Here is a 20,720-nt window from a genome sequence, read left to right as displayed (position 1 = left end):
GCGTCAGGTCATCGGTGGCGCGATAAACTTCACAAATCCGGGGCGCTCCGAGATCTGCGCGAACCACCGCTCGAGGTTCGGAAGTTTCGGTTTTGTGATGCCCTCGACGCCGAACCAGCGCCGCGCAAAAGCGCCGAGCGCGATATCGGCGATCGTGAACTGATCGCCTTCGATATAGCGGCGCGTTGCCACTTGTGCGTCGACGATCCGCCATTGCACGGCCTCGGCGTCGGCGTCCTTCTGGACCTGGACCATGTCGCGTTTTTCCGGCGCCGTGCGCACCAGCGCCCAGAACACCGGCCGGTCGACCGGTTGCAGGGTCGACAGCGTCCAGTCCAGCCAGCGGTCGACGGCCGCGCGTCCTTGCGGACTTTGCGGATAGATCGGCGAGTTCTGGCCGTAGGCGAGGCAGAGATAGCGCATCACCGAATTGGATTCCCACAGCACGAAATCGCCATCGATCAGCGTCGGCACGCGGCCATTGGGATTCATCGCAAGGTAGGGCGCTTCATTATTCTTGCCGAACTGCATGCCGGCATCGATGCGGTCATAGGCGAGCTCGAGCTCGCGCAGGCACCACAGCACTTTTTGAACATTGACCGAATTGGCCCGGCCCCAGATGGTGAGTTGTTGTTTGTTGTCAGCCACGTGTTTTGCTCCCAGCGGTTTCTTGCGGTGATCTTCTTGCAACCGGTTCATAGCGGAAGATCGGCAAAAAAGCGCGGGCTGCCTTGGCCTGGACTAAACAAAAAAACAGGCTCCGCCGCGTCGCGACGGAGCCTGTCACCCACGCTTGCCGTCAGCGGCCGAAGAACAACCACAACAGAAGGATTATCGGTATCGGCACGCCCAACAGCCACAACAAAATTCCTCGTCCCATCCTCGTATCCTCCAAAATATCAATCGAGGAGAGAACGTGTGGGCGAGTGTCTTGTTCCTTTGCGCGGACCGAAACTGCGCACGCGGTGCCGCGTTATGATTGTGGAATATCGGAGAGCGACAGTCCGATTCGAAACAGCGAATAGCCGTCTCGATCGACGGCGTCGCGCACCTCGGCGTTGACGTCGCCGGCCTCGCGGCTACGCGTCAACTTCCATTCGTCTTCCGAGGTGCCTGAGGGAAACGGCACGTCCGCTTTCGTCACCAGCCGGTAGCTGGGATGGCGGACGTGCACGAAGAAGTTGTACCGTAGCGTTTTCAAGCGAAGTGGATGCCGGTTCGCGTCAAGAAAACGCGTCAAAACAAAGAGGCCTACCAGTGGCCGGTGTTCGGCATCGAGGTCCACGGCTCGGCCGGCGGCTTCGGGTCACCCTTCTGCAAGAGCTCGATCGAATGCAGATCCGGTGAGCGGACGAACGCCATGTTGCCGTCGCGCGGTGGGCGATTGATGGTGATGCCCATCTTCATCAGCCGGTCGCAGGTGGCGTAAATGTCGTCGACCTCATAGGCGAGGTGACCGAAATAGCGGTCTTCGCCGTATTTCTCTTCGTCCCAATTGTAGGTGAGTTCGACAAGCGGCGCGCCGCGGCTGGCCGGCGAGGCCTTGAGCAGGCCTTCGTCTTCGGCGGCGCACAGGAACACCAGCGTGAAGCGGCCCTTGTCGTTGTCGATCCGGCGCACTTCCTTCAGCCCGAGCGCATCGTGATAGAATTTCATCGCGGCATCGAGATTGCGGACGCGCAGCATGGTGTGGAGAAAACGCATGTTTCTTGGCTCCCTTTGCGAGGCTTGGTTTTTGGTTCGGGGCTTGAATAGCAGCAAAATTCGCCACGGGGCAGGGGGCATGATGCTGTTTGGGCGCTACCCCGGGTCCTTTACATGGCGGTGTGGCTGGGAAAGTGATGGCAGCATGAAATACCTGCTTGGCGCTCTTCTGATCTCCGGCACGGCTCATGCAGCCGACCAACTTCCCAACAGCATGCTGGGGAAGTGGGCCTCTGACGCCGCTGCGTGCACAGAGCAGTCCAGCGAATCCGGGATGACGGTCGAACCGCGGACAGTGCTGTTTTACGAGCATGGCTTTCAAATCAAGCGCATTACCCGGCTAAAGGACGGCTCACTAAAGGGAACAGGGTATGGTTTTGCAGACGATGGTCGGTCCAACGGTTCAATCACGCTTAAGCTGATTGATCCCAACAAGCTTCAGGCCAAGGGAGAGATCTATTTTCGGTGTGAAAAGCAAAGCGGAGGCGCACGTTGAGTGGATCCGAAGCGGGCGGCTTTGCTGCGACTCAAGCGAAAGCCCCGCCTGGGGAAGCGGGGCTCTCTGAGAGAAGCGGAGATGGGGACAAATCTCGACGCTTCGATAGTTAGACGCGCGAGGCCATCAAAGGTTCAATGATGAATGAGCTGTGGAAATTGACGGCTTGAAGCGAGTTCTGATCTCGGGACTGCTGGTTCTGTTCCAGGACACGGCCCACGCGAACGTACTGCCGAAATCGGTCCAGGGATTGTGGGCCTTCGAGGCTGCCGACTGCTCGAATGCCGAAAGTGATGGGCTGCTGAAAATCGGAGCGAACACGGTTACGTTTTTTGCCTCCGCCCATGACATCAAGCGTGTCGTGCGTCGGCCTGACGGTTCGCTGAGCGCGTCGGGCTTCGTTTCGAACGAAGGCGAAGAAGGCCGCGGTCCGGGTTCGTTGACCCTGAAGCTGATTTCGCCGGACAAGCTTCTTGTGCTCGACCACAGCTATCACCGTTGCGGGAAAGGTGAGCGCGCCGGGCGGGCCAAGCGCCGCTGATTCCCGGAAGTCGATCGCGAAACGAGACGAATGCCGGCGCGTCTGAACTGTGGGTAATTCGTCCGTGGGCTGGACAGGCAAGCCCGTCCGCACATTATGCGTCGCGAGACGGAATCTCTGGAGGGCCTAGGGGGACAGTCTCGCTGAAGGCCACGCGGCGTAACGCCCGCGTGGTCTTTTGTTTTCCAATTATTTACGATTGCTCGTCCGCAAAATTGCGGACTCTGTTCGTTCTCCGAGAACAAAAGCGGAGCCGAGGTCCCCCTTTGAAGGTTGGTCGCGGATGAAAACTCGACGCGAGAGCCTCTCCTCGATGTTGCGAACTCGTCAAATTGCTGGACGAGGCGACTGATAAGGTCATGAAGCGTCAGCCGGGATTCGTCTCTGCCAACATTCAACGCAGCCTTAGCGGCAAGCACGTCGCGAATTATGCCCAATGGCGATCGAAAGAGTATTTCGAGGCCATGCAGCGCAATCCCGAATGCAAAGAGCATATGATGGCTGCAGGCAAGCTCGCGGAAAAATTCGAGCCCGAGCTTTATGCGGTGGCCAGCATCCACGATTAGCAAGACGTGCACGCGCGGGGTTACAGCTACACAAGCGAAAGCCCCGCTCGGGGGAAGCAGGGCTTTCTGATGGGGATGAGTGTCTGGGGGACTACTCATCCATAAGTCGCTGCAACGCGCAATTGGTCCAAACCGATTTCCGCGCGCATCTGATCCACGGAGCACTTGCGAAAATGTTCTTGTTATGTTCTATTCAATCATTCCCTGGAGGTTGATTCATGGACATCGAGAAACAACGCGAAATCATCAGGCTCTGGAACCGCATGCGCCGGGTCGAAGGCCCGATCGCCGAGGAAATCCGCATCCAGATCCTGGAATATTTTGCGCATCAGGACCGTCCGAAACGCGCGGCCTGATGAGGTTTGCTCGCGCGCGTCGCCACGGCGTTAAAGCGCGGGCGTCGAGAGCGTGATCCCGCACAGATATTCGCGCGGCTTCTTCCGTCATTGCTGGGTAAACGGAGGAGCCAGCGAATTGCCTGATCGTGCTCGCGATCATGTTCTTCGTCGTTCTGCCGATCGCGGATACCGAAACGGCGCGGATGAAAGTGTCCGTCGCCCAGGAGCCTGGGTGCGTTGCTGGCCGTATCGGTGATCGCGCCGCATCTGATGCATTGACGGCGGGCCGTTGCGCCATGCCCAACGTAACGCGGATGCGTCGACCAAGCCTTGCAGCTCAGGTCGCGGTTACGCTTCTTCCCGGTGGCCGTCAGAGCCGCGGTTGAACACGCCGTAATGGCTCGACTTCTGGCCGTCGCCATCCGTCGGTGCGACCGTCAATCCCAACCGCAACAGCTCGCGTACCGCCGCCGCGCGGGTTGGCATCCGGTGCTTGAAGCGGAAGTCGTCGAGAACGGTCATTTCTTCGGGAGAGAGCATGATTTGTAAGCGTTCGCCCCGCATGTCGGTCATGTGCCTGCCTCAACTTTAGACAAATGAGTAAGTGCCTAACTCGGAGCAGTTCGCTTTGGTTCCTCAAAATGCCGAGAGAAAGTCATTTTAGTAAAATATACAAATAAAATCAATAAGTTAAGTGTTGATATAAGATGTGCTCGGAAGTAGATTCCATGACAAGGAGAGTGCGGTCATGGAAAAGGAAATCAAGCTTCCGAAACTTCCGAAGGGATCAAAACCTCCCAAGCGCGCGAGCCATGACAGGGTGATCGAAAACCTGGAAAAATGGGCCACGAGCGCGGGCCTTCAGCCGCCAAAATAGGCTGCACGGCAGGGCACCTCATCGGGACTGAAAGGCCCGCGCCGGATTGGCGAACGGCGGACGCAGTATCCCAGCACAGAGCGCGGGTCGACAATGGCCGTCGCTCCGCATTAAACGCAGAAAATGAAATTGTCGGTCGAACGAGCCCTGTCCCCCGGCGGCACGTCGCCGGCAGCGCGGAGGGACCAAGCTCACTCCCCAATGGGTTAGGCCTTGACGTCGACCAAGGTGGTTGGCTCGGCCTGGGCGTGTTGTTCGATCTGCGCTTGCTGCGCCAGCGCCTTGGCGTCGTAGACGGCCTTCAGGTCTTCGTTGATCGTATTGGGCGGCGCCTTGGCGGTTTGGTCGACAAGGAGCTGGACTCTGGCCTGCGTCACTTCAACAGGTACGGGATAAACAAGCATGAGATTATCCTCCTGACCAAAAGCTGTCAGGCGGTCGTTTACACTTTGTAAAGAGATTGGGTTAACGGCGAATTGGGTTAATGGCGGAGCGGACCGGTACCGGGCAGGGACCGGCGAGATGTGCAGGGGATGCCGAGATGATCTTGGTGACAGGGAGTATTCTGGCGCGCGAGGACAGCTTTGATGAGGTGCTGGCCGCCTGCCTTGATCATGTCGAGCGCTCGCGGACGGAACCCGGCTGCATCTCGCATGACGTGCGTGTCGACTGCCAAAATCCGATGAGCCTGTTTTTCTTCGAGCAATGGGCGGACGAGGCAGCCCTGCGCGCCCACTTCGCCGTTGAAGGTTCGAAAGCGTTCGTCAGATCGCTCAAGGGCCGTATCGTCGAAACCACCGGGACCAGGATCTATCGCGCGGAATCAATTCCGCGGTAGCCGCGCTGCAAGCCGTGACGCGCAAGCACCGCTTCTTGTCGCCTGCGGGCCTTAGAGGATCTTCTCCAGCCGTTCGGCATAGAGCCGGAATTCCTCGGCCATCTCGTTGAACTTCTTTGAGGCCTCGGGATCCTTGGCGGCGCGGGCCAAACGCTTGGCTCGGTTGGACTGGTCGCGGTAGTGATCTGCCTGGGTCATGTCAGCACCTTTTCGGATAGGTCCAAATCGCGCCAAAAAGGTTCGATCGCGACGATGCGAACAGCATCGTGTCCGGAGCGCTCCGATCAGGCCGGCCTGTCGGGAGAGCCACGATGCGGTTTGCCATCGGCGAGCGCTCGCGAAGTAACCCGATCTTAAGGGGCGGCCGGTCCGGAAAACGCGCCCCCTGTTCGTTCTTCGAAGAACAAAAGGAGTCTTGCTTCGATATTTCGGATTCGCTTGCGCAGCGCTTCACGTGTCTCCCCAACTCCTGGCCAGATCCATTTGACCATGTTGGGCTAGTCCGAGCTGTGCCGGTGCGTGTTCTGCTCGAAGAGAAAGCTCGATGCCTTCTGTCCGCCGGGGTGTGGACGGGTGCGCAGCAAGCATTGGGCGCAACGCCTGAAAACCCGTTTTGCGGCCTGTGATTTGGCTGTGGATTTGCTGCGGACAAGTACGTGCGTACACGATCGGTGCGGGTGCGCGCGCCAACCGGCGAGGTCAACGATCCCTTTCCGGAGCTCCAATAACCCTATTCAGTTAGGTTAAGAGGGGGATTGCGTTGTGCTTATCAGAGGTTGCGCTAGGGATGGCTGGAGGAAGCTGCCATGGTCCCTTCGTTTCATAACGCCGACAAGCCGACCCACCGACGCGTGATGGTGGTCGGGCTGCTGTTTTGCCTGGCCTTCGTCGGCATCAGTTTTTCACTGCGGTCGCAACCGGAAACCGGACATGTGCTGGTCAAAGCTGACAGGCTGGTCCGGACGGCGGGCGAGCCGCACAAGGCGAACTAGGATCCCCTAGCGGTCCGGTAATTTTTCGCCGCGCGGTTTGTGATATTTGGCGATGCCGATAAAGCCGGCAAACGCGATCACGTTCAGCAGAACTTCCAGCCATGGGGGCATCGTTGCACCTCTTTCGGGAACAAATTCCCGGGGCCGCAATTGGTTCCTTCGTGCTGGTTTGGCGTGGATTTTGCGGGCAGGGCCTGCCAGCCGCGAAATGAAAAACCCCGCCAGCCTCCGAAGACGCTGACGGGGTCTTTCATGCTTTCACCTCTGGCAAGGTTGCTGCACTTGAGCTGAGAATGCGCATCCGCAGGGTTCGTTCCCGGCGCTCCGAAAACTTTTTGGCGAAAATGGCTTGCCGGTTCCGCCCGGTGGCGGACTTACAAAAAAGCCCGGAGCATCGCCCCGGGCTTTTTGCTGATCGGACTTTGGCGCTAGCTCCAGAACGATGGGCGGTTAAATCCGCTCCAGGCTTTGCCGAGCGTGGTGGCGTAATATTCCTCGCGCTCGCGTTCGAATTTTTCCTGCGTGGCCTTGAAGCTCGCGACCCGTGCTGCGATTTCCTCGCGCGCACGCGCGAGCCTGTCGTCCTGTTCGTTCATTGCCCATCCTTTTTGGAGTCGTGTTTTTGAGTCGTCCCGGTTGCCATTGACGGTTGCGATTGGGGCGTGAATTGGGAAGCCGCGTTGCGGGATTGTGGTCGTCTGTTTGCAAAGCGATGGCGGTGGATAAGGCCCGTGCGCCGCTTGTTGCTTGCGCACCTTCCCGGTAGCGACAAGCAAACCGGAGGTTCCAATGGCAAAGATCGATCTGGATTCACTGAGCATCGAAGAACTCGCCGCACTGCGCGAGCACGCCACCGACAAGCTGTTCGAGAAGGTCGCTGTGCGCCGCGCCGAGCTCGAGGCGGAACTGGAAAAACTCGCGCAATACGGCAAGCCTGCGAAGAAAACGGAGAGCGCGCCCGTCGCCAAGGTCAAGAAGACCGACGAGGTGCGGGAACCCAAGGAGCCCGTCGCCAAAGCCGCCTGATGATGCCTACTTGGTGACGCGCGGCGACGTTTGGTTGTGCGGGGGCCGACCGAACAGCCAATCCGATTGGCCGCGCTATCGTCGACGCGGCCAATTTTGTTTGACGTGTTTTCCGTTGCGGGGCAGGCTTCCGCTTGCAAACGCTTTGAAAAATCGGATGTTGACGTGATCGCACCAGACCTTCGCAGCGGCGTCGAACAGCTCGGCAGCATGATCGCCGAGGCATCGTCCATCGTTCCCTTTACCGGCGCCGGCATCTCGACCGAATGCGGCATTCCCGATTTCCGCTCGCCTGGTGGATTGTGGACTCGCAATCGTCCGATTCCGTTCGACGAGTTTGTCGCCAGTTCCGACGCCCGTGACGAGGCTTGGCGGCGGCGCTTTGCGATGGAGCCGACCTTTGCCGCGGCGAAACCCGGCCGTGGGCATCGGGCGCTGGCGTCGCTCTACAAGGACGGCAAGATCCCCGCGATCATCACCCAGAACATCGACAATCTGCACCAGGCGTCCGGTTTCAAGGCCGACGACGTGGTCGAACTGCACGGCAACACGACCTACGCCCGCTGCATCGGCTGTGGGCAGGCCTACGATCTGCCCTGGGTCAAAGCGCGCTTTGACGAGACCGGCGGCGCGCCCGATTGCACGGTTTGCGACGAACCGGTCAAGACCGCGACCATTTCGTTTGGACAGGCGATGCCGGACGACGCGATGCGCCGCGCCACGGAACTGGCCCAGCATTGCGACCTGTTCCTCGCCATCGGATCCTCGCTAGTGGTTTGGCCGGCCGCAGGTTTTCCGCTGATGGCCAAGAACTGCGGCGCCAAGCTCGTCATCATCAATAACGAGCCGACCGAACAGGACGATGTCGCCGATCTCGTGATCCGGCACGACATCGGAGAGACGCTTGGACCATTTGTAGGCAATTGATCTGCAATTGATTCGAAGCTGTGCAAGCCTGTTCATAGTTCCCGCCTGAATTGTTTTTTTAGCTATGCGCCGCATGCGGGAGTGTTATCTTTTGATTCGAGAGATTCGCGCGGCGTTATCATGAGTGGTCATGGATGGGCGCGTGTTCCGGTCCGCTACGGCGATAGCGGGCCGCAAATGAATGTGTGAGGTCCGGGGTCATGGGGTCGGACGGATTTGAGTCCAAGAAGCTCGGGGGGCCGCCGTCAGGCGGGACGGGGCAGAACAGGCTTGGACCAGGTGAATTCTCTGCCGGCGCCGAGCGCGATCCGGCGATGGATGCTCTTTCGGGTCTTGGCGATGCGGCCGCCAACCTTGTCGAAATATCCGGCGTCATCAAATGGTTTGACGCCTCGAAAGGCTACGGCTTCATCGTTCCCGACAATGGCTGGCCCGACGTGCTGCTGCACGTCACGGTGCTGCGCCGCGATGGCTATCAGACCGCGTATGAAGGTGCGCGGCTGGTGGTCGAGTGCGTGCAACGCGCCAAGGGCTATCAGGCCTTCCGCATCGTCTCGATGGATGAGTCCACTGCGATCCATCCGGCGCAGATGCTGCCGCCGCGGACCCATGTCAGCGTTACGCCGACCTCAGGTCTGGAGCGCGCGCAGGTCAAATGGTTCAACCGGCTGCGCGGTTTCGGCTTCCTGACCTGCGGCGAGGGGACGCCTGACATCTTCGTGCATATGGAGACGCTGCGCCGCTTCGGCATGACCGAGCTGCGGCCTGGCCAGTACGTGCTGGTGCGGTTCGGGCCCGGCTCCAAGGGCATGATGGCCGCGGAGATCCACCCCGAGACCGGGCCGTCGGCGCTGTCGTCGCACTAACCGCCCGTATCCGCTGTCCGGGCCTGTCACCTGACGGAATCGTGAGCCGCTCGGTGCCTGTGCGTGCGCCGGCCTCTGGCCTTTGCCGCAATCATCGGGTTAGGATTTCCCGGCAATGGCCCCCTAAATCCTCCTGGATCATCCTGATGTCCGGCGTGAGTGTTGTTATGAATTTGGTTTCGATGGTTGCGCGGACCGGTCGGCGCGGACGGTTGGTGACGTCGCTGATCGTCGGGCTCGGCATGTTGGCAAGCCTTGGCGCAACCGCGCAGGCAGCGAGCTTCCATCCGCTCGAGATCGCCACCAAGTCCGGCGTGCAGGTGTTTTCGGTCGAGATGGCGACCACCGAAGAGGAGAAGACCACCGGGCTGATGCACCGCAAGGAATTGCCCGACGGCAAAGGCATGCTGTTCGATTTCTCCCCCGAACAGCAGATCTCGATGTGGATGAAGAACACCTACATCTCGCTCGACATGATCTTCATCCGCGCCGATGGCCGCATCCTGAGGATCGCGGAAAATACCGAGCCGATGTCGACCAAGATCATCTCGTCGGGCGGGCTCGCCAAGGGCGTGCTGGAGGTGATCGCCGGCACGGCGCAAAAATACGGCATCAGGCCCGGCGACCGGGTGGCGCACCCCCTGTTCAACGGCCGCTGACAAGCTGCCCGGCGCCTCTGCGGCGGCCATCGCAGGGTCCGGACAAAAAATCTCGAAAACAACCCCATGCAAAGTAGAATGGGGCCACCATTTGAACCTGAGCTTGGGGCCTCCAGTGCCTTGCTGGCGAGGTCCCAAGCGTGTATCGACGTCCATTCCCAGCACCAATCGGGGTATAGCGCAGCCTGGTAGCGCGGCAGTTTTGGGTACTGCAGGTCGTTGGTTCGAATCCAGCTGCCCCGACCAACTAACCCTTTGAAATTACTCAAAGTGATTCTGACGTTTTCCTCGCGATTCTGGCCCGTGGTTCTTACGCTGTTCCGTTACCGCTGCGAGGCCTGCCATGCCAGCAGGCGATGTTCGGCCATCGACATCGCCACCGACGTTACATAACCGGTCACGCCGAGCAGGATGACGCCGGCGAACAGATCGGCCGAGCGGAAGGCTCTGGCCGAGAGCAGCACCCAATGGCCGAGACCGTCGAGGCCGGCGAGGATTTCGCAGACCACCGACAGGATCAGCGCCACCGTCAGGCTGAGGCGCATGCCGGCGAGAATGTCGGGGCTGGCGGACGGCAGCGCGATCTTGAGGATGACCGCCAGCCGCGACATCTGCAGCGAGCGCGCCACCTCGTAGAGGCGGGGTTCGACCGCCGCAAAGCCGTGGATCGTCGCCAGCATGATCGGCCAGATCGCACCGAAGGCGATCACGAACAGCGCCATCGCCTGGGTCAGCCCCAGCATCGCAATCGCGACCGGGATGATGGCCGATACCGGCAACGGCCGCAAAAACTCCAGCGACGGTGCCACATAGGTCCGCATTATCCGCGACGAACCGATGATCGCGCCGATCGCGATACCGGCGATCGATGCGGCGAGCCAGCCATAGGCCATGTGCTCGAGCGTGCCGGCGAGCTTGCTCCAGAGATCGCCGTTGGAAAATCCGCGCATCAGCGAGGCCCAGGCACGGTCCGGGCCCGGCAGGAACACCGGCGAGACCAGCTTCAGATTGGCGATCAATTGCCACAGCGCAATGAAGGAAGCGGCGACTGCAAAGCTTGCGGCGCGCCAGAGCCAGATCGTCGCGATACGGTTCATGCGCTGTCTCCGCTCAACGCGGCGCGGCCGAACAGGCGGTGCTGCGCCACCACCAGCAGGATGTTCAGGGCGTAGCCAATGACGCCGATCCAGACCAGATAGGCCAGCATCAGGTCGGGGCGCAGCGCCTGCTGCGCCAGCATGATGCCGGCACCCAGCCCCAGTGGATTGATCGCGATTTCGACCGTGACGGCTACGATCAGCGCGATACCGGCCGACAGCCGGAACGCCACGAAGATCCGCGGCAGCGCTGCGGGGATAATGATCTTCCAGACCCGCTGCGCGGCGGGTAGCCGCAGCGCCCGCGATACTTCCATCAGCCGCGGTTCGATACTGCGTACCGCCGCCCGGCTCAGGATCAGGATCGGCCAGACGCAGGCGAACGCCACGATCACGATTTCCATGCGATAGCCGAACCCGAGTGCAATCAGCGCGATCGGCAGCAAGGCGATCGACGGGATCGGTCGGATTGCCTCGACCGTAACTTCCATCAGGCGGTTGAGCGTGTCTGAAATCCCAAAGGCAATGCCGAGCGCCAGCCCGATGACGGTGCCGATCGCAAGGCCGGCAAAGGTCGAGAACAACGTGTCGCGCGTCGCTGTGAGGATTGAGAAGTCGGCAAAGGCGCCGGCGAGCGCCATCGCGATCTCGCTTGGTGGCGCCAGGCTGTCGCTTTGCAGATGCGTCGCGCGCGCCCAGGCCTCGAAGGCGAGCAGCACCGCCATCGGCAGCAACAGCGCCTTAACTTTTTCCTTGGCCTTTTCCTTGGCCTTATCCGTCGTCACTGTTCGGTCGCCTTGATGAAGTCGAACAACTGCCGCCGCAAGCGCAGGAATTCCGGGTGTTCGCGGGTCGAAAGCTGATCGCGCGGCCGCGGCAGATTGACCGCAAGCTCGATGCCGATCCGACCGGGATGCGGCAACAGGCCGATGACGCGGTCGCCGAGATAGATGGCTTCGTCCAGATCATGCGTCACGAAGATCACGGTGGCGCCGCTTGCAGCCACCAGTGCCAGCACCTCGTCCTGCAAGCCCTGCCGCGTCATCGCGTCCAGCGCGCCGAACGGCTCGTCCATCAATAGCGTCTTCGGCTCCTGCGCCAGGCATCGTGCGATCTGCAGCCGCTGCTGCATGCCGCCGGACATTTCGGCGGGATATTTTCCGGCATGGCCGGGCAGGCCCACCGTGCGCAGCAATTCCTCGATACGGGCAGGGCGCTCGGCGGCCGGCATTCCGCCGGCTTCGAGCGCCAGCGACACATTGCCGGCCGCGGTGCGCCACGGCAGCAGCGCCTTGCCGTAATCCTGGAAGACGATGGCGATCTCGCGCCGCGGATGCAGCATCGGCTGGCCGTCGAAATCCACCTTGCCGCTGGTCGGCTGGTAGAGCCCCGCCGCCAGCCGCAGCGCGGTGGTCTTGCCGCAACCGGACGCACCGACGACGCAGAGGAATTCGCCGGGCCGGACGCCAAGGCTCAAATTCTCGATGATGGTCTTGCCACCGAGCCGGAGCGTAACGCCGCTGAACGCGATCTGCGGTCTCGGCTGGCCGGGAATGACTTCGAAGCGTTTTGCAGCGTTTGCCATGGCGTCAGCTCTCGCTTCCAGTGGGATAGACGATGTCGATCGTCGAACGCAGATGCGCCTCCAGCATCGCCTGCGCGCCGGCGATATCGCGGGAAAGAACGCGGTCGGCGAGCAATTGGTGGACGCGCACGAATTTCTTGCCGCTCTCGAGGGAGCGCATCATCACGCGGCGATAGCGGTAGGCCTGGTCGTAGAGATCGGAATGCGCTGATAGCAGCCGCTTGGAGCCGCAGCCGGTCAGTAGCGCGGTGTGGAAACCCTTGTGCAGCCGGTCGAAATCCTCGGCGCCTTCGCGGAATTCATCGCCGGTCCGCTCGATGTGCCGGCGCATCTGGTGCAGCGTGCTGACGATGCCGGCCTCCCAGGCATCGTCGCCATGGGTAATCGCCAGCCTGATGGCCTCGATCTCGACCGCGGTCCGCATCACGGTGATATCGTGCAGATCTTCGCGGCTGACGTCCGCAACGCGAAAGCCTCGCTGTCCGGTTCCGACGATCAGCCCGCGCGACATCAGCCGCGACAATCCTTCGCGCAGCGGCGTCGCGCCGATCTCATAGCGCTGAACCAGATCGATGATCCCAAGCCGCGATCCCGGCGCGAGATGCCCGGCCAGTATGTCGTGCTCGACCAGCGTGGCGGCGCGCTCGCTTAAGGTTGCGGCCTCAGTCGCGGGTTGGGTCGAATTGCGCTCGGTAGTCGACATTGCAACAGCCTCACTTCAGGACCAGTTTGGCGGTATCGAGCCTGGATTGCAGCATTTTCTGCGACGACATCACCTCGATCCACCAGCTCAACTGCTCGGGCTTAAGCACCGGCTCGGATTGGTTCGGGGGCGTCGCCTTGACCAATTCGATCGGCTGCTTGGTGAATTTGGCAATCGACGCGGAGGCCTTGTCGCGATCGCCATTGACGATCAGCGCAGATTCAGCGATCGCATCGCGAAATTTCTTGATCGCGACGGCGTTCTTGTCGGCCCATTCGCGGGATGCCGCGTAGAAAATGATCGGCTCGGTGCGCGCGAGCTCGGCTGCATAACGCGCGCCGACCGAGCCCAATCCTGCGTTCAGCATACGCGTCACGAACGGCTCGGCCGTGAGCACGGCATCGACGCCGCCGGACTTGATGATGTCGGCCATGGTCGGGAAGGTGACCTCGACGAAATTGACGCGTCTGGGATCGACACCTTTGTCCACCAGCCACTTTACGAACAGCACATGCAGGAAGGCGTTGAGGCCGGGCGCACCGACTTTCTTGCCGACGAAATCCTTCGGCTCCTTGATGGTAATGCCGTTGCGGACGAAGGCGGCGATGCTGTCCTGGTTCACCGGGCTCATCACGCTCGCGCCGGCGATGGCGACGAGGTCGAGGCCGCCGTCGACGGCCTGCAGGAACACGGTCGAGGTTGGACCACCGATCTGAATCGAGTTGGAAAGGATCGCGGCGGGGATGTTCGAATTGATGCCGATCGGCGTCATCTCGACTTCAAGCCCGTGCTTTTTGAAGATGCCTTCGTCGATCGCCACCATGGCGGAGGCGCAATCCGACGTCGCCGTGCAACCGACCTGAATCTTGGCCTGTGCGACGGCAGCTCCCGCCAGCGCCAGGCTGACCGCAAAGGTTGCAAGGATCGTTTTCACCGCCATCTCCCCGGTTTACATTTTTGGTGCTTGATTATCGATATTTTTTTTGATCATATATTTCATCCAAAAGCAAGAGGCGGCACACAATGAAACTCGCAACATTCAAATCCGACGGTCGGGAAAAGCTCGGGATCGTGCACTCCGGTGACGGCAAATTGTTCGATCTCGCCGCGGCCGCCAGCCGGAACGGCGCCGCCAATCCGGCCTTCGTTTCCATGCTTGCCCTGATCGATGCCGGCGAAGGCGCGCTCGAACAGGCATCGGCCGTGTTCGACAAGCACGGCAAGGACGAAACCTTGTCGGTATCCGCTGCAACGGCCGATATCCTCGCCCCGATCCCGGAGCCGCGGCAGATGCGGGACGGCATGTCGTTCCCGCTGCACATTCTCCAGGCCCCGCGCGGCCAGCTCAAGCTCGCCGCACGCGCCAGGAACGACATGGCGGAACTGGCGCGGATCGAGGCCGAGCCGCTCGGCGAATTGCCGGAGGTCTATCGCAAGCAGCCGATCTATTACATCACCAACCGCTTCAGCGTCCGCGGCACCAACACCACCGTAAAGTGGCCGCGCTACAGTCAGGTGATGGATTATGAATGCGAATTCGGCATCATCACCAAGAACAAGGGTGCCGATATTTCCGCCGCAAAAGCCAAGGATCACATCTTCGGTTATACGATCTTCAACGATTTTTCCGCGCGCGACGCCCAGCGTATCGAAATGGAGGGGCGGCTCGGCCCCGCAAAAGGCAAGAGTTTCGATGGCGGCAATGTGATGGGACCGTGGATCATCACGCCGGACGAAATCGGAGACCCCTACAAGCTCAAGATGGAAGTGCGCGTCAACGGCAAGATGCGCTCGCAAGGGGTTTCCGATGGAATGCTGTTTTCATTCGAGGAGATTATCGCCCATGTCACCAAGGACGAGACCCTGATGCCCGGCGAATTCATCGGCTCCGGCACGGTCGGCAATGGCTGCGGACTGGAACTCGGCTGGTATCTCGAACACGGCGACAGCATCGAGCTTGAAGTCGAAAAGATCGGTATCCTGAAGAACCGCGTCGAACGGCAATAGGCCGCCGCGACCACGCCACCACAACAAGAACCAAAAACATTCAGTGAGGAAACGCCAATGGCGCGTAAGTTGATCGATATCTCCGTTCCCCTGCAAAACGATGTACCCGCCGATCCGCCGGGCGGTCACCCGACCATCCAGTACATCGACCACCAGCAGGGCCTGCCGCGCATGCTGCCGTTCTTTGACGGGCTGAAGGCCGAAGACCTGCCGGACGGGCAGGGCTGGGCGGTCGAACAGGTGCAGCTCTCGACCCACAACGGCACCCACCTGGATGCGCCCTGGCACTTCCATCCCACCATGAACCGGGGCGAGCGATCCTGGACCATCGACGAAGTGCCGCTGGAATGGTGCCTGCAGCCGGGGGTGAAGCTCGACTTCCGGCATTTTGCCGACGGCTATGTGGCGACCGCCAAGGACGTGGAGAACGAGCTCAAGCGTATCGGTCATACGCTGTCGCCGCTGGAAATCGTGGTGGTTAACACCAGCGCCGGCATGAAATATGGCCAACAGGATTACGTCACCTCGGGCTGCGGCATGGGCTATGAGGCGACGATGTATCTTCTGGAGCGCGGCGTGCGGCTGACCGGCATCGACGGCTGGAGCTGGGATGCGCCGTTCGTCTACACCGCGCAGAAATATGCCGAGACCAAGGACGCCAGCCTGATCTGGGAAGGCCACAAGGCCGGCCGTCACATCGGCTATTGCCACATCGAGAAGTTGCACAACCTCGAGCAACTGCCATCGACCGGGTTCATGGTGTCCTGCTTCCCGGTGAAGATCGAACGCGCCTCGGCGGGCTGGACCCGGGCCGTCGCTATTCTCGACGGATAGATCCATCGCCAGCGAGAAAGGCCGAGAGGAATTCATGATGGAATTGCGTCCAGCCCGTTGGCGGATGCTTCTGCGGGAGTGAGTCCGCTTCGTCGATCTCAACCCCGCCGCGGCTTCATCCTCGGTGCCGGCGCGCTGACACTTACAACAGCGGTCGCGCGCGCAACGCAGAGACTGCGCATATCGATTGAGCGCAGCGCGCTCATACCGAACACGTGGCTATCGAGCTAGCCACATATCGCGCAGTGGAGGTGTCAAATTGGCGGCAAAGAAAAAGGCGTGCCGGTTGTCCGGCACACCTGATTATTGTTTAGACCGTGGCGTAAATTTCGCCGATCAGTCCGGTATCAATAATACCTGCAGACGCGAACGCCGTAGGCATTCCACCAGCAACGCGGTCCGCCACGAACCACGGGAACACCGTAGAAGCCATAGCCTCGGCCACGGCCATATCCACGACCCCAGCCACCGCCGCGATAGAAACCACGACCACCGCCGCGGCCCCATCCGCCGCCACGGCCTCTTCCACCGCGGGCTTCCGCCGGCGAGGTCGTTGCACCTACCAGAATGGCAGACGTACTGGCGACGTAGACGAACAACAGGGCGAGCGCTGCAAGACAACGCGTCAGGATATTGTAGCGTTTAGCCATTCTAGAATCTCCCGGTCACTTTCAAAACCACCTGGACTTTTCCGCACTATCAAACTTAGACGCTCGAAAATGCTTTCGGTTCAGATGAGCTAAGATAATATCTTTACTAAGGTTCTTCCGGCAATTCGGGACTTTATTAAGATGGAAAGATAAGGTCAAGTTACACTCCGGCTTGCGACGAATTCTCGCGTCGCGCCGTTAATCTTTGTTCATCTTTGTTCATCTTCGTTCATCTTTCTGTCCGACGATTGTGCACTGCAGAATTACCGAAACGAAAACTCGGCACGACAAACCAGCCGAGAAATCAGGCAAGAAACCGAACAAGCCCACGCCAACAACTTGAAGTCGACATCTCGCGCACGACGGTCCCCCGCCTTAAAGAGTATCCATGCCCAAACAGCACACCTATGTTCTCGGCCTGAACACCTACGACCATGATGTGAGCGCCTGCCTGTTGCGTGACGGCGTCATCGCATTCGCGATCGCCAAGGAGCGGATCACGCGGGTCAAGCATGCGTCCGGCTTTTACAAGGAGGTGATCGATTATTGCCTCGAGGCTGAAGGCATCACGCTGGATGATATCGATCTGATCGTTCGCAATTGCTACATCATGCCGGTGGGGGAAATGGAAGAACGGCTGGTCTATTTTGACGCGCCGGGCTTCCTTCCCGAATTTGAACGGGACGACGCGGCCAAGCACCCGTTGTACCTGTCGCGTCAGGACAAGGTGGTGACGATCTCCCACCATCTGGCGCACGCCTACAGCGCGTTCGCGGTATCGCCGTTCGAGGAAGGCGTGGTGATGATCGTCGATGGCGTCGGCAGCTATCAGTCCGATGTCATGGAGTCCTATCCCTCGAGCGACACCGCAACGCCGCTCGCGCGCGAATCCGAGAGCTATTACAAGTTCAAGGGATCGACGCTCGAATGCCTGAAGAAGGTTTTCATGGAGCCGGACCGCGGCTTCCTGAGCGATGAATTCTACAACATGCCGGGGATGGGCGCGCTCTACAGCCGGGCGTCGACCTACATTTTCGGCGACTGGAATAAATGCGGCGAGCTGATGGGGCTCGCGCCCTATGGCCGCCACAACCAGGTCAAGAGCCTGATGGGGCTGACCGACGGCACGCTGCAGGTACCGCACTGGACCACCGATCTCAAGCAGCCCTACATCCAGGACGGCAGCAACTGGGAAAAGAGCCCGGCGATGCGGCACTGGGAGGATTTGGCCTGGCGGGTGCAGGACGATACCGAGAACGTGCTGCTCGCGCGCGCCCGCTGGCTTCGCGAAACGACCGGCGCCAAGAACCTGACGATGGCCGGTGGTGTCGCCCTGAACTGCGTGGCCAATGGCCGGCTCGCCCGTGAAGCCGGTTTCGACAATATCTGGATCCAGCCGGCGACCGGCGATGACGGCATTGCGATCGGCTGCGCGTATTATGGCTGGCTCGAGATCCTGAAGCAGCGCCGCAACTTCGTCATGGAGCATTCCTATATCGGCAAGCCCTATAGCGATGCGGATGTCGCGGCTGCGCTGCAGCGGTTTCTGGTGCGCATCCAGATCGACGCGAGACGCAGCGACAATATTTGCCGCGATACCGCGAAGTTGCTCGCGGATCAGCGGGTGATCGGCTGGTTTCAGGGCGGCTCGGAGTTCGGCCCGCGGGCGCTCGGCAACCGCAGCCTGCTCGGTGATCCCCGCAAGCCCGAGATGAAGGACATCCTGAACAGCCGCGTCAAGCACCGCCAGGCGTTCCGCCCGTTCGCGCCGATCGTATTGGCCGAGCGGATGAAGGACATTTTCGAGGGCGACGCGGATTCGCCGTTCATGCTGCTTGCGAAACCGGTTCGCCCTGAATGGCGCGACAAGATTCCGGCGATCGTGCATGTCGACGGTACGGCGCGCGTCCAGACCGTGCGCGAAGCGACCAATCCGAGGCTGTACCAGTTGCTGAAGGAGTTCGACGCGCTGACCGGCGTTCCCGTGCTGATCAACACGTCATACAACATCAAGGGCGAGCCGATCGTCGAAACGCCGCGCGATGCTGTGGCCTGCTTCCTGACCACGGGGGTCGACCATCTGATCATGCACGACACGGTGGTATCGAAGACCGCCATGCACAAGATCGTCGGACCGCTGGTCGATACCTACGACGACGTGAGGAACCTGGTGTCAGCGACCGCCCGGCCGGCCTAAAGGTGGCCGTTTTGTAAGGCACCCGGATCAAGCCGCCTCGATCAGGCGGCTTTCGGCGCCACCGGCTTGGGCAGCGGCTTGTCCTGCCGTTTCGACCAGGAAATGTAGTAGGCGACGATGGTCATGATCGCAATGCCGGTTACGCTGACGAAGATCTGCGCGAACAGCGAACCGGAACTTAGCGACAGCTGGAAGTGCCCGACGAACGAGAGGAACACGCCGACGCAGAACACCGCGAGCGATTGCTGGCCGCAGACCACCAGCGGATCGAATATTCTCCATTCCAGCGCCGGCCAATCCTTCGGGATGAACCGGATCACCATGATCACGATCACCACGAAATGGATGAAGCGGTAGGGCGCCAGATTGGTCTTGTCGTTCGGATTGAACATCGAATAGAGCCAATGCGGGAACATGTTTCCGAAATCCGGAAACCTGCCGGCCATCGTCATGACCAGCCCCAACAGCAGGTAGGCGATACAGAAATACAGCGTCAGCGGGTGATTGATTACCGCCGCCGACCGCCGGGCGCCGCCGAGCGCGCACCAGGAGCCGAACACGAACAACACCTGCCAGGCGAACGGGTTGAAGTACCAGGTTCCGGCGGGATAGGCCGCCAGGTTCCAGCCGGTCTGCCGCGACACCAGCCACAGCACGATCGCGGCGACCATGGTCCAGTTGGGCTGGCGCAGCATCATCCACAGCACCGGCGGGAACAGCCCCATCAGCACGATGTAGAGCGGCAGCACGTCGAGATTTACCGGCTTGAACTTCAGGAACAAGCCTTGGCGCAACGTTTCGGTTGCGTTGTCGACCAGGCCGACGACGTTGAACTCGTTGACGAGCTCGGAATCGCCAAACCGCAGCGCGAGGTAGCTGATCGAGGCGATATAGATCACGAACAGGATGATATGGGCGACGTAGAGCTGCCAGACGCGCTTGGTCAGCCGCGTGGCGCCGACGATGAAGCCGCGGTCGAGCATCATCCGGGCATAGACGAAGGAGGCAGTATATCCGGAAATGAAAACGAACAGGTCGGCCGCGTCGCTGAAGCCGTAGTTGCGGGTCGTGATCCAGTTCACCACGTTGTCCGGGATGTGATCCAGATAGATCGCCCAGTTCGCAACCCCGCGAAACAGGTCGAGCCGGAGGTCGCGTCCTTTTTCGGGCAGGGTGGCGTTGATTTTCATGGGAGCCGCTTCGATGTGATGCTGTCGGGACGATCGCGCCGCAGGACCAAGCCTTGAATCTGGCCTCGAACCATACCCTGGCCGCAGGGCGGACGAAGATTGTCACAGTGCAGCATAATGACTATACCGGTCCGGAAATGGTACATCCGGGGTTATGGAATCACCGATCAAATCCCTGAAAGGTGTATTTATACTATCCCGGCGGTTTCCGCCAAAACTCTCCAAGTACCCCTGTCGTTAAGTCGCATGTCGTTAAGTCGCATATCTCTGAGGACCCGGCCATCCATGACCGCACGCATTTTTAAACCTGCCAAAAACGCGATGCAATCGGGGAGGGCCAAGACCCGGGAGTGGCAGCTCGACTATGAGCCCGAGCAGCCCCGGGCCATTGAACCGCTGATGGGGTGGACCTCATCCGGCGACATGAAGCAGCAGCTCACGCTCCGCTTCGATACCAAGGAAGACGCGGTGGCCTATTGCGAGCGCAAGGGCATTCCCTATCAGGTGATCGAACCCAAGGACTCCGCGCACCGGCAGGTCGCCTATGCCGATAATTTCGCGTTCCGGCGCGGCGAGCCCTGGACCCACTAAGTCCTGAAGCCACCAAGTCCTGAACCCATTAAGTCC

28 protein-coding genes, 1 tRNA gene and 1 pseudogene are annotated in these 20,720 nt (G+C 60.5%); 16 read left to right on the top strand and 14 right to left on the bottom strand.

Annotated elements, in window-relative coordinates:
• Positions 1 to 3: 3 nt before the first annotated feature.
• The 3 genes from JQ600_RS20100 to JQ600_RS20090 all read right to left on the bottom strand — a co-directional run bounded on the left by JQ600_RS20100 (position 4) and on the right by JQ600_RS20090 (position 1,704).
• Positions 4 to 648, bottom strand: a complete 645-nt coding sequence (locus tag JQ600_RS20100; protein ID WP_409363305.1) for a glutathione S-transferase family protein — start codon at positions 646 to 648, stop codon at positions 4 to 6.
• A 325-nt stretch (positions 649 to 973) separates the two neighbouring features.
• The gene (locus JQ600_RS20095; protein ID WP_212261684.1) at positions 974 to 1,201 is read right to left on the bottom strand and encodes a hypothetical protein; all 228 of its coding nucleotides are present in this window, start codon (positions 1,199 to 1,201) and stop codon (positions 974 to 976) included.
• Between the two features lie 50 nt (positions 1,202 to 1,251).
• Positions 1,252 to 1,704, bottom strand: a complete 453-nt coding sequence (locus JQ600_RS20090) for a VOC family protein (RefSeq protein ID WP_212389337.1) — start codon at positions 1,702 to 1,704, stop codon at positions 1,252 to 1,254.
• On the opposite strand from JQ600_RS20090, the gene JQ600_RS20085 reads away from it, so the two are divergent.
• The 4 genes from JQ600_RS20085 to JQ600_RS20070 all read left to right on the top strand — a co-directional run bounded on the left by JQ600_RS20085 (position 1,703) and on the right by JQ600_RS20070 (position 3,663).
• Positions 1,703 to 2,200, top strand: coding sequence for a hypothetical protein (locus tag JQ600_RS20085; RefSeq protein WP_212389336.1), 498 nt, complete (start codon positions 1,703 to 1,705; stop codon positions 2,198 to 2,200). The genes JQ600_RS20090 and JQ600_RS20085 overlap by 2 nt on opposite strands.
• Positions 2,201 to 2,351: 151 nt before the next feature.
• A complete protein-coding gene (locus tag JQ600_RS20080) occupies positions 2,352 to 2,741 on the top strand; it encodes a hypothetical protein (RefSeq protein ID WP_212389335.1) in 390 nt (129 codons plus the stop codon).
• 332 nt (positions 2,742 to 3,073) lie between these two features.
• Positions 3,074 to 3,307 (top strand): antibiotic biosynthesis monooxygenase, encoded by a 234-nt coding sequence (locus JQ600_RS20075; protein ID WP_212261674.1) that lies wholly within the window; start codon positions 3,074 to 3,076, stop codon positions 3,305 to 3,307.
• 218 nt (positions 3,308 to 3,525) lie between these two features.
• Positions 3,526 to 3,663 (top strand): hypothetical protein, encoded by a 138-nt coding sequence (locus tag JQ600_RS20070; protein ID WP_212389333.1) that lies wholly within the window; start codon positions 3,526 to 3,528, stop codon positions 3,661 to 3,663.
• A 330-nt stretch (positions 3,664 to 3,993) separates the two neighbouring features.
• On the opposite strand, the gene JQ600_RS20065 is transcribed toward JQ600_RS20070, so the two are convergent.
• Both JQ600_RS20065 and JQ600_RS20060 read right to left on the bottom strand, forming a co-directional pair.
• Positions 3,994 to 4,218 (bottom strand): hypothetical protein, encoded by a 225-nt coding sequence (locus tag JQ600_RS20065; RefSeq protein WP_192735784.1) that lies wholly within the window; start codon positions 4,216 to 4,218, stop codon positions 3,994 to 3,996.
• A gap of 510 nt (positions 4,219 to 4,728) precedes the next feature.
• Positions 4,729 to 4,926 carry a hypothetical protein gene (locus tag JQ600_RS20060; RefSeq protein WP_212389332.1) on the bottom strand — a complete coding sequence of 66 codons (198 nt, stop codon included), beginning with the start codon at positions 4,924 to 4,926 and terminating at the stop codon, positions 4,729 to 4,731.
• Between the two features lie 137 nt (positions 4,927 to 5,063).
• Between JQ600_RS20060 and JQ600_RS20055 the strand changes: the two genes are divergently transcribed.
• A complete protein-coding gene (locus JQ600_RS20055) occupies positions 5,064 to 5,360 on the top strand; it encodes a putative quinol monooxygenase (RefSeq protein ID WP_212389331.1) in 297 nt (98 codons plus the stop codon).
• Between the two features lie 51 nt (positions 5,361 to 5,411).
• Here the strand turns inward: JQ600_RS20055 and JQ600_RS20050 are convergent, their stop codons facing one another.
• Positions 5,412 to 5,558, bottom strand: a complete 147-nt coding sequence (locus JQ600_RS20050; RefSeq protein WP_212389330.1) for a hypothetical protein — start codon at positions 5,556 to 5,558, stop codon at positions 5,412 to 5,414.
• A 608-nt stretch (positions 5,559 to 6,166) separates the two neighbouring features.
• Between JQ600_RS20050 and JQ600_RS20045 the strand changes: the two genes are divergently transcribed.
• The gene (locus JQ600_RS20045) at positions 6,167 to 6,352 is read left to right on the top strand and encodes a hypothetical protein (protein WP_212209536.1); all 186 of its coding nucleotides are present in this window, start codon (positions 6,167 to 6,169) and stop codon (positions 6,350 to 6,352) included.
• A 428-nt stretch (positions 6,353 to 6,780) separates the two neighbouring features.
• Here the strand turns inward: JQ600_RS20045 and JQ600_RS20040 are convergent, their stop codons facing one another.
• Complete coding sequence (locus JQ600_RS20040; protein ID WP_212261662.1) at positions 6,781 to 6,948, bottom strand: hypothetical protein; 168 nt, start codon at positions 6,946 to 6,948, stop codon at positions 6,781 to 6,783.
• A 193-nt stretch (positions 6,949 to 7,141) separates the two neighbouring features.
• On the opposite strand from JQ600_RS20040, the gene JQ600_RS20035 reads away from it, so the two are divergent.
• From JQ600_RS20035 to JQ600_RS20015, 5 genes are all read left to right on the top strand, one after another.
• Entirely contained in the window at positions 7,142 to 7,378 is a 237-nt protein-coding gene (locus tag JQ600_RS20035) for a hypothetical protein (RefSeq protein WP_212261659.1), read from the top strand.
• Positions 7,379 to 7,543: 165 nt separating this feature from the next.
• On the top strand, positions 7,544 to 8,305 hold the full coding sequence (locus tag JQ600_RS20030; protein WP_212389329.1) for a Sir2 family NAD-dependent protein deacetylase: 762 nt from the start codon (positions 7,544 to 7,546) through the stop codon (positions 8,303 to 8,305).
• A gap of 200 nt (positions 8,306 to 8,505) precedes the next feature.
• A complete protein-coding gene (locus tag JQ600_RS20025) occupies positions 8,506 to 9,171 on the top strand; it encodes a cold-shock protein (protein WP_212036625.1) in 666 nt (221 codons plus the stop codon).
• 242 nt (positions 9,172 to 9,413) lie between these two features.
• Complete coding sequence (locus JQ600_RS20020; protein WP_249133138.1) at positions 9,414 to 9,830, top strand: DUF192 domain-containing protein; 417 nt, start codon at positions 9,414 to 9,416, stop codon at positions 9,828 to 9,830.
• Between the two features lie 169 nt (positions 9,831 to 9,999).
• A tRNA-Pro gene (locus JQ600_RS20015) sits at positions 10,000 to 10,076 on the top strand.
• A gap of 77 nt (positions 10,077 to 10,153) precedes the next feature.
• Here JQ600_RS20015 and JQ600_RS20010 read toward each other — a convergent pair.
• Genes JQ600_RS20010 through JQ600_RS19990 form a run of 5 tightly spaced genes read right to left on the bottom strand, consistent with a single transcriptional unit; the run spans position 10,154 to position 14,140 of the window.
• Complete coding sequence (locus JQ600_RS20010) at positions 10,154 to 10,927, bottom strand: ABC transporter permease (protein ID WP_212261650.1); 774 nt, start codon at positions 10,925 to 10,927, stop codon at positions 10,154 to 10,156.
• Positions 10,924 to 11,652, bottom strand: coding sequence for an ABC transporter permease (locus JQ600_RS20005; protein ID WP_212389361.1), 729 nt, complete (start codon positions 11,650 to 11,652; stop codon positions 10,924 to 10,926). The genes JQ600_RS20010 and JQ600_RS20005 overlap by 4 nt, the downstream gene beginning before the upstream one ends.
• A gap of 56 nt (positions 11,653 to 11,708) precedes the next feature.
• Complete coding sequence (locus JQ600_RS20000; RefSeq protein ID WP_212389328.1) at positions 11,709 to 12,512, bottom strand: ABC transporter ATP-binding protein; 804 nt, start codon at positions 12,510 to 12,512, stop codon at positions 11,709 to 11,711.
• 4 nt (positions 12,513 to 12,516) lie between these two features.
• Positions 12,517 to 13,215, bottom strand: a complete 699-nt coding sequence (locus tag JQ600_RS19995; protein WP_212261643.1) for a GntR family transcriptional regulator — start codon at positions 13,213 to 13,215, stop codon at positions 12,517 to 12,519.
• A 10-nt stretch (positions 13,216 to 13,225) separates the two neighbouring features.
• The gene (locus JQ600_RS19990) at positions 13,226 to 14,140 is read right to left on the bottom strand and encodes an ABC transporter substrate-binding protein (RefSeq protein ID WP_409363307.1); all 915 of its coding nucleotides are present in this window, start codon (positions 14,138 to 14,140) and stop codon (positions 13,226 to 13,228) included.
• 98 nt (positions 14,141 to 14,238) lie between these two features.
• On the opposite strand from JQ600_RS19990, the gene JQ600_RS19985 reads away from it, so the two are divergent.
• Together JQ600_RS19985 and JQ600_RS19980 are read left to right on the top strand one after the other, a co-directional pair.
• Positions 14,239 to 15,222 (top strand): fumarylacetoacetate hydrolase family protein, encoded by a 984-nt coding sequence (locus JQ600_RS19985; RefSeq protein ID WP_212389326.1) that lies wholly within the window; start codon positions 14,239 to 14,241, stop codon positions 15,220 to 15,222.
• Between the two features lie 57 nt (positions 15,223 to 15,279).
• Entirely contained in the window at positions 15,280 to 16,056 is a 777-nt protein-coding gene (locus tag JQ600_RS19980) for a cyclase family protein (RefSeq protein ID WP_212389325.1), read from the top strand.
• A 310-nt stretch (positions 16,057 to 16,366) separates the two neighbouring features.
• On the opposite strand, the gene JQ600_RS19975 is transcribed toward JQ600_RS19980, so the two are convergent.
• Positions 16,367 to 16,585 carry a hypothetical protein gene (locus JQ600_RS19975; protein ID WP_212389324.1) on the bottom strand — a complete coding sequence of 73 codons (219 nt, stop codon included), beginning with the start codon at positions 16,583 to 16,585 and terminating at the stop codon, positions 16,367 to 16,369.
• A 509-nt stretch (positions 16,586 to 17,094) separates the two neighbouring features.
• Here JQ600_RS19975 and JQ600_RS19970 point away from each other — a divergent pair.
• Both JQ600_RS19970 and JQ600_RS37600 read left to right on the top strand, forming a co-directional pair.
• The gene (locus JQ600_RS19970) at positions 17,095 to 18,903 is read left to right on the top strand and encodes a carbamoyltransferase C-terminal domain-containing protein (RefSeq protein WP_212389323.1); all 1,809 of its coding nucleotides are present in this window, start codon (positions 17,095 to 17,097) and stop codon (positions 18,901 to 18,903) included.
• A 40-nt stretch (positions 18,904 to 18,943) separates the two neighbouring features.
• Positions 18,944 to 19,030, top strand: coding sequence for a hypothetical protein (locus JQ600_RS37600; protein ID WP_409363306.1), 87 nt, complete (start codon positions 18,944 to 18,946; stop codon positions 19,028 to 19,030).
• On the opposite strand, the pseudogene JQ600_RS19965 reads toward JQ600_RS37600, so the two are convergent.
• Positions 19,002 to 20,093, bottom strand: a pseudogene (locus JQ600_RS19965) (OpgC domain-containing protein); the annotation flags it as partial. The gene JQ600_RS37600 and the pseudogene JQ600_RS19965 sit on opposite strands and share 29 nt — an antisense overlap.
• 285 nt (positions 20,094 to 20,378) lie before the next feature.
• Between JQ600_RS19965 and JQ600_RS19960 the strand changes: the two are divergent.
• The gene (locus JQ600_RS19960) at positions 20,379 to 20,684 is read left to right on the top strand and encodes an ETC complex I subunit (RefSeq protein WP_212261623.1); all 306 of its coding nucleotides are present in this window, start codon (positions 20,379 to 20,381) and stop codon (positions 20,682 to 20,684) included.
• Positions 20,685 to 20,720 lie beyond the last annotated feature (36 nt).

The organism is Bradyrhizobium sp. AUGA SZCCT0176 (genome assembly GCF_018130145.1).
Classification (GTDB): domain Bacteria; phylum Pseudomonadota; class Alphaproteobacteria; order Rhizobiales; family Xanthobacteraceae; genus Bradyrhizobium.
Note: the sequence above shows the minus strand (reverse complement) of the source record. Positions and strands in the feature narration are given on the sequence as shown.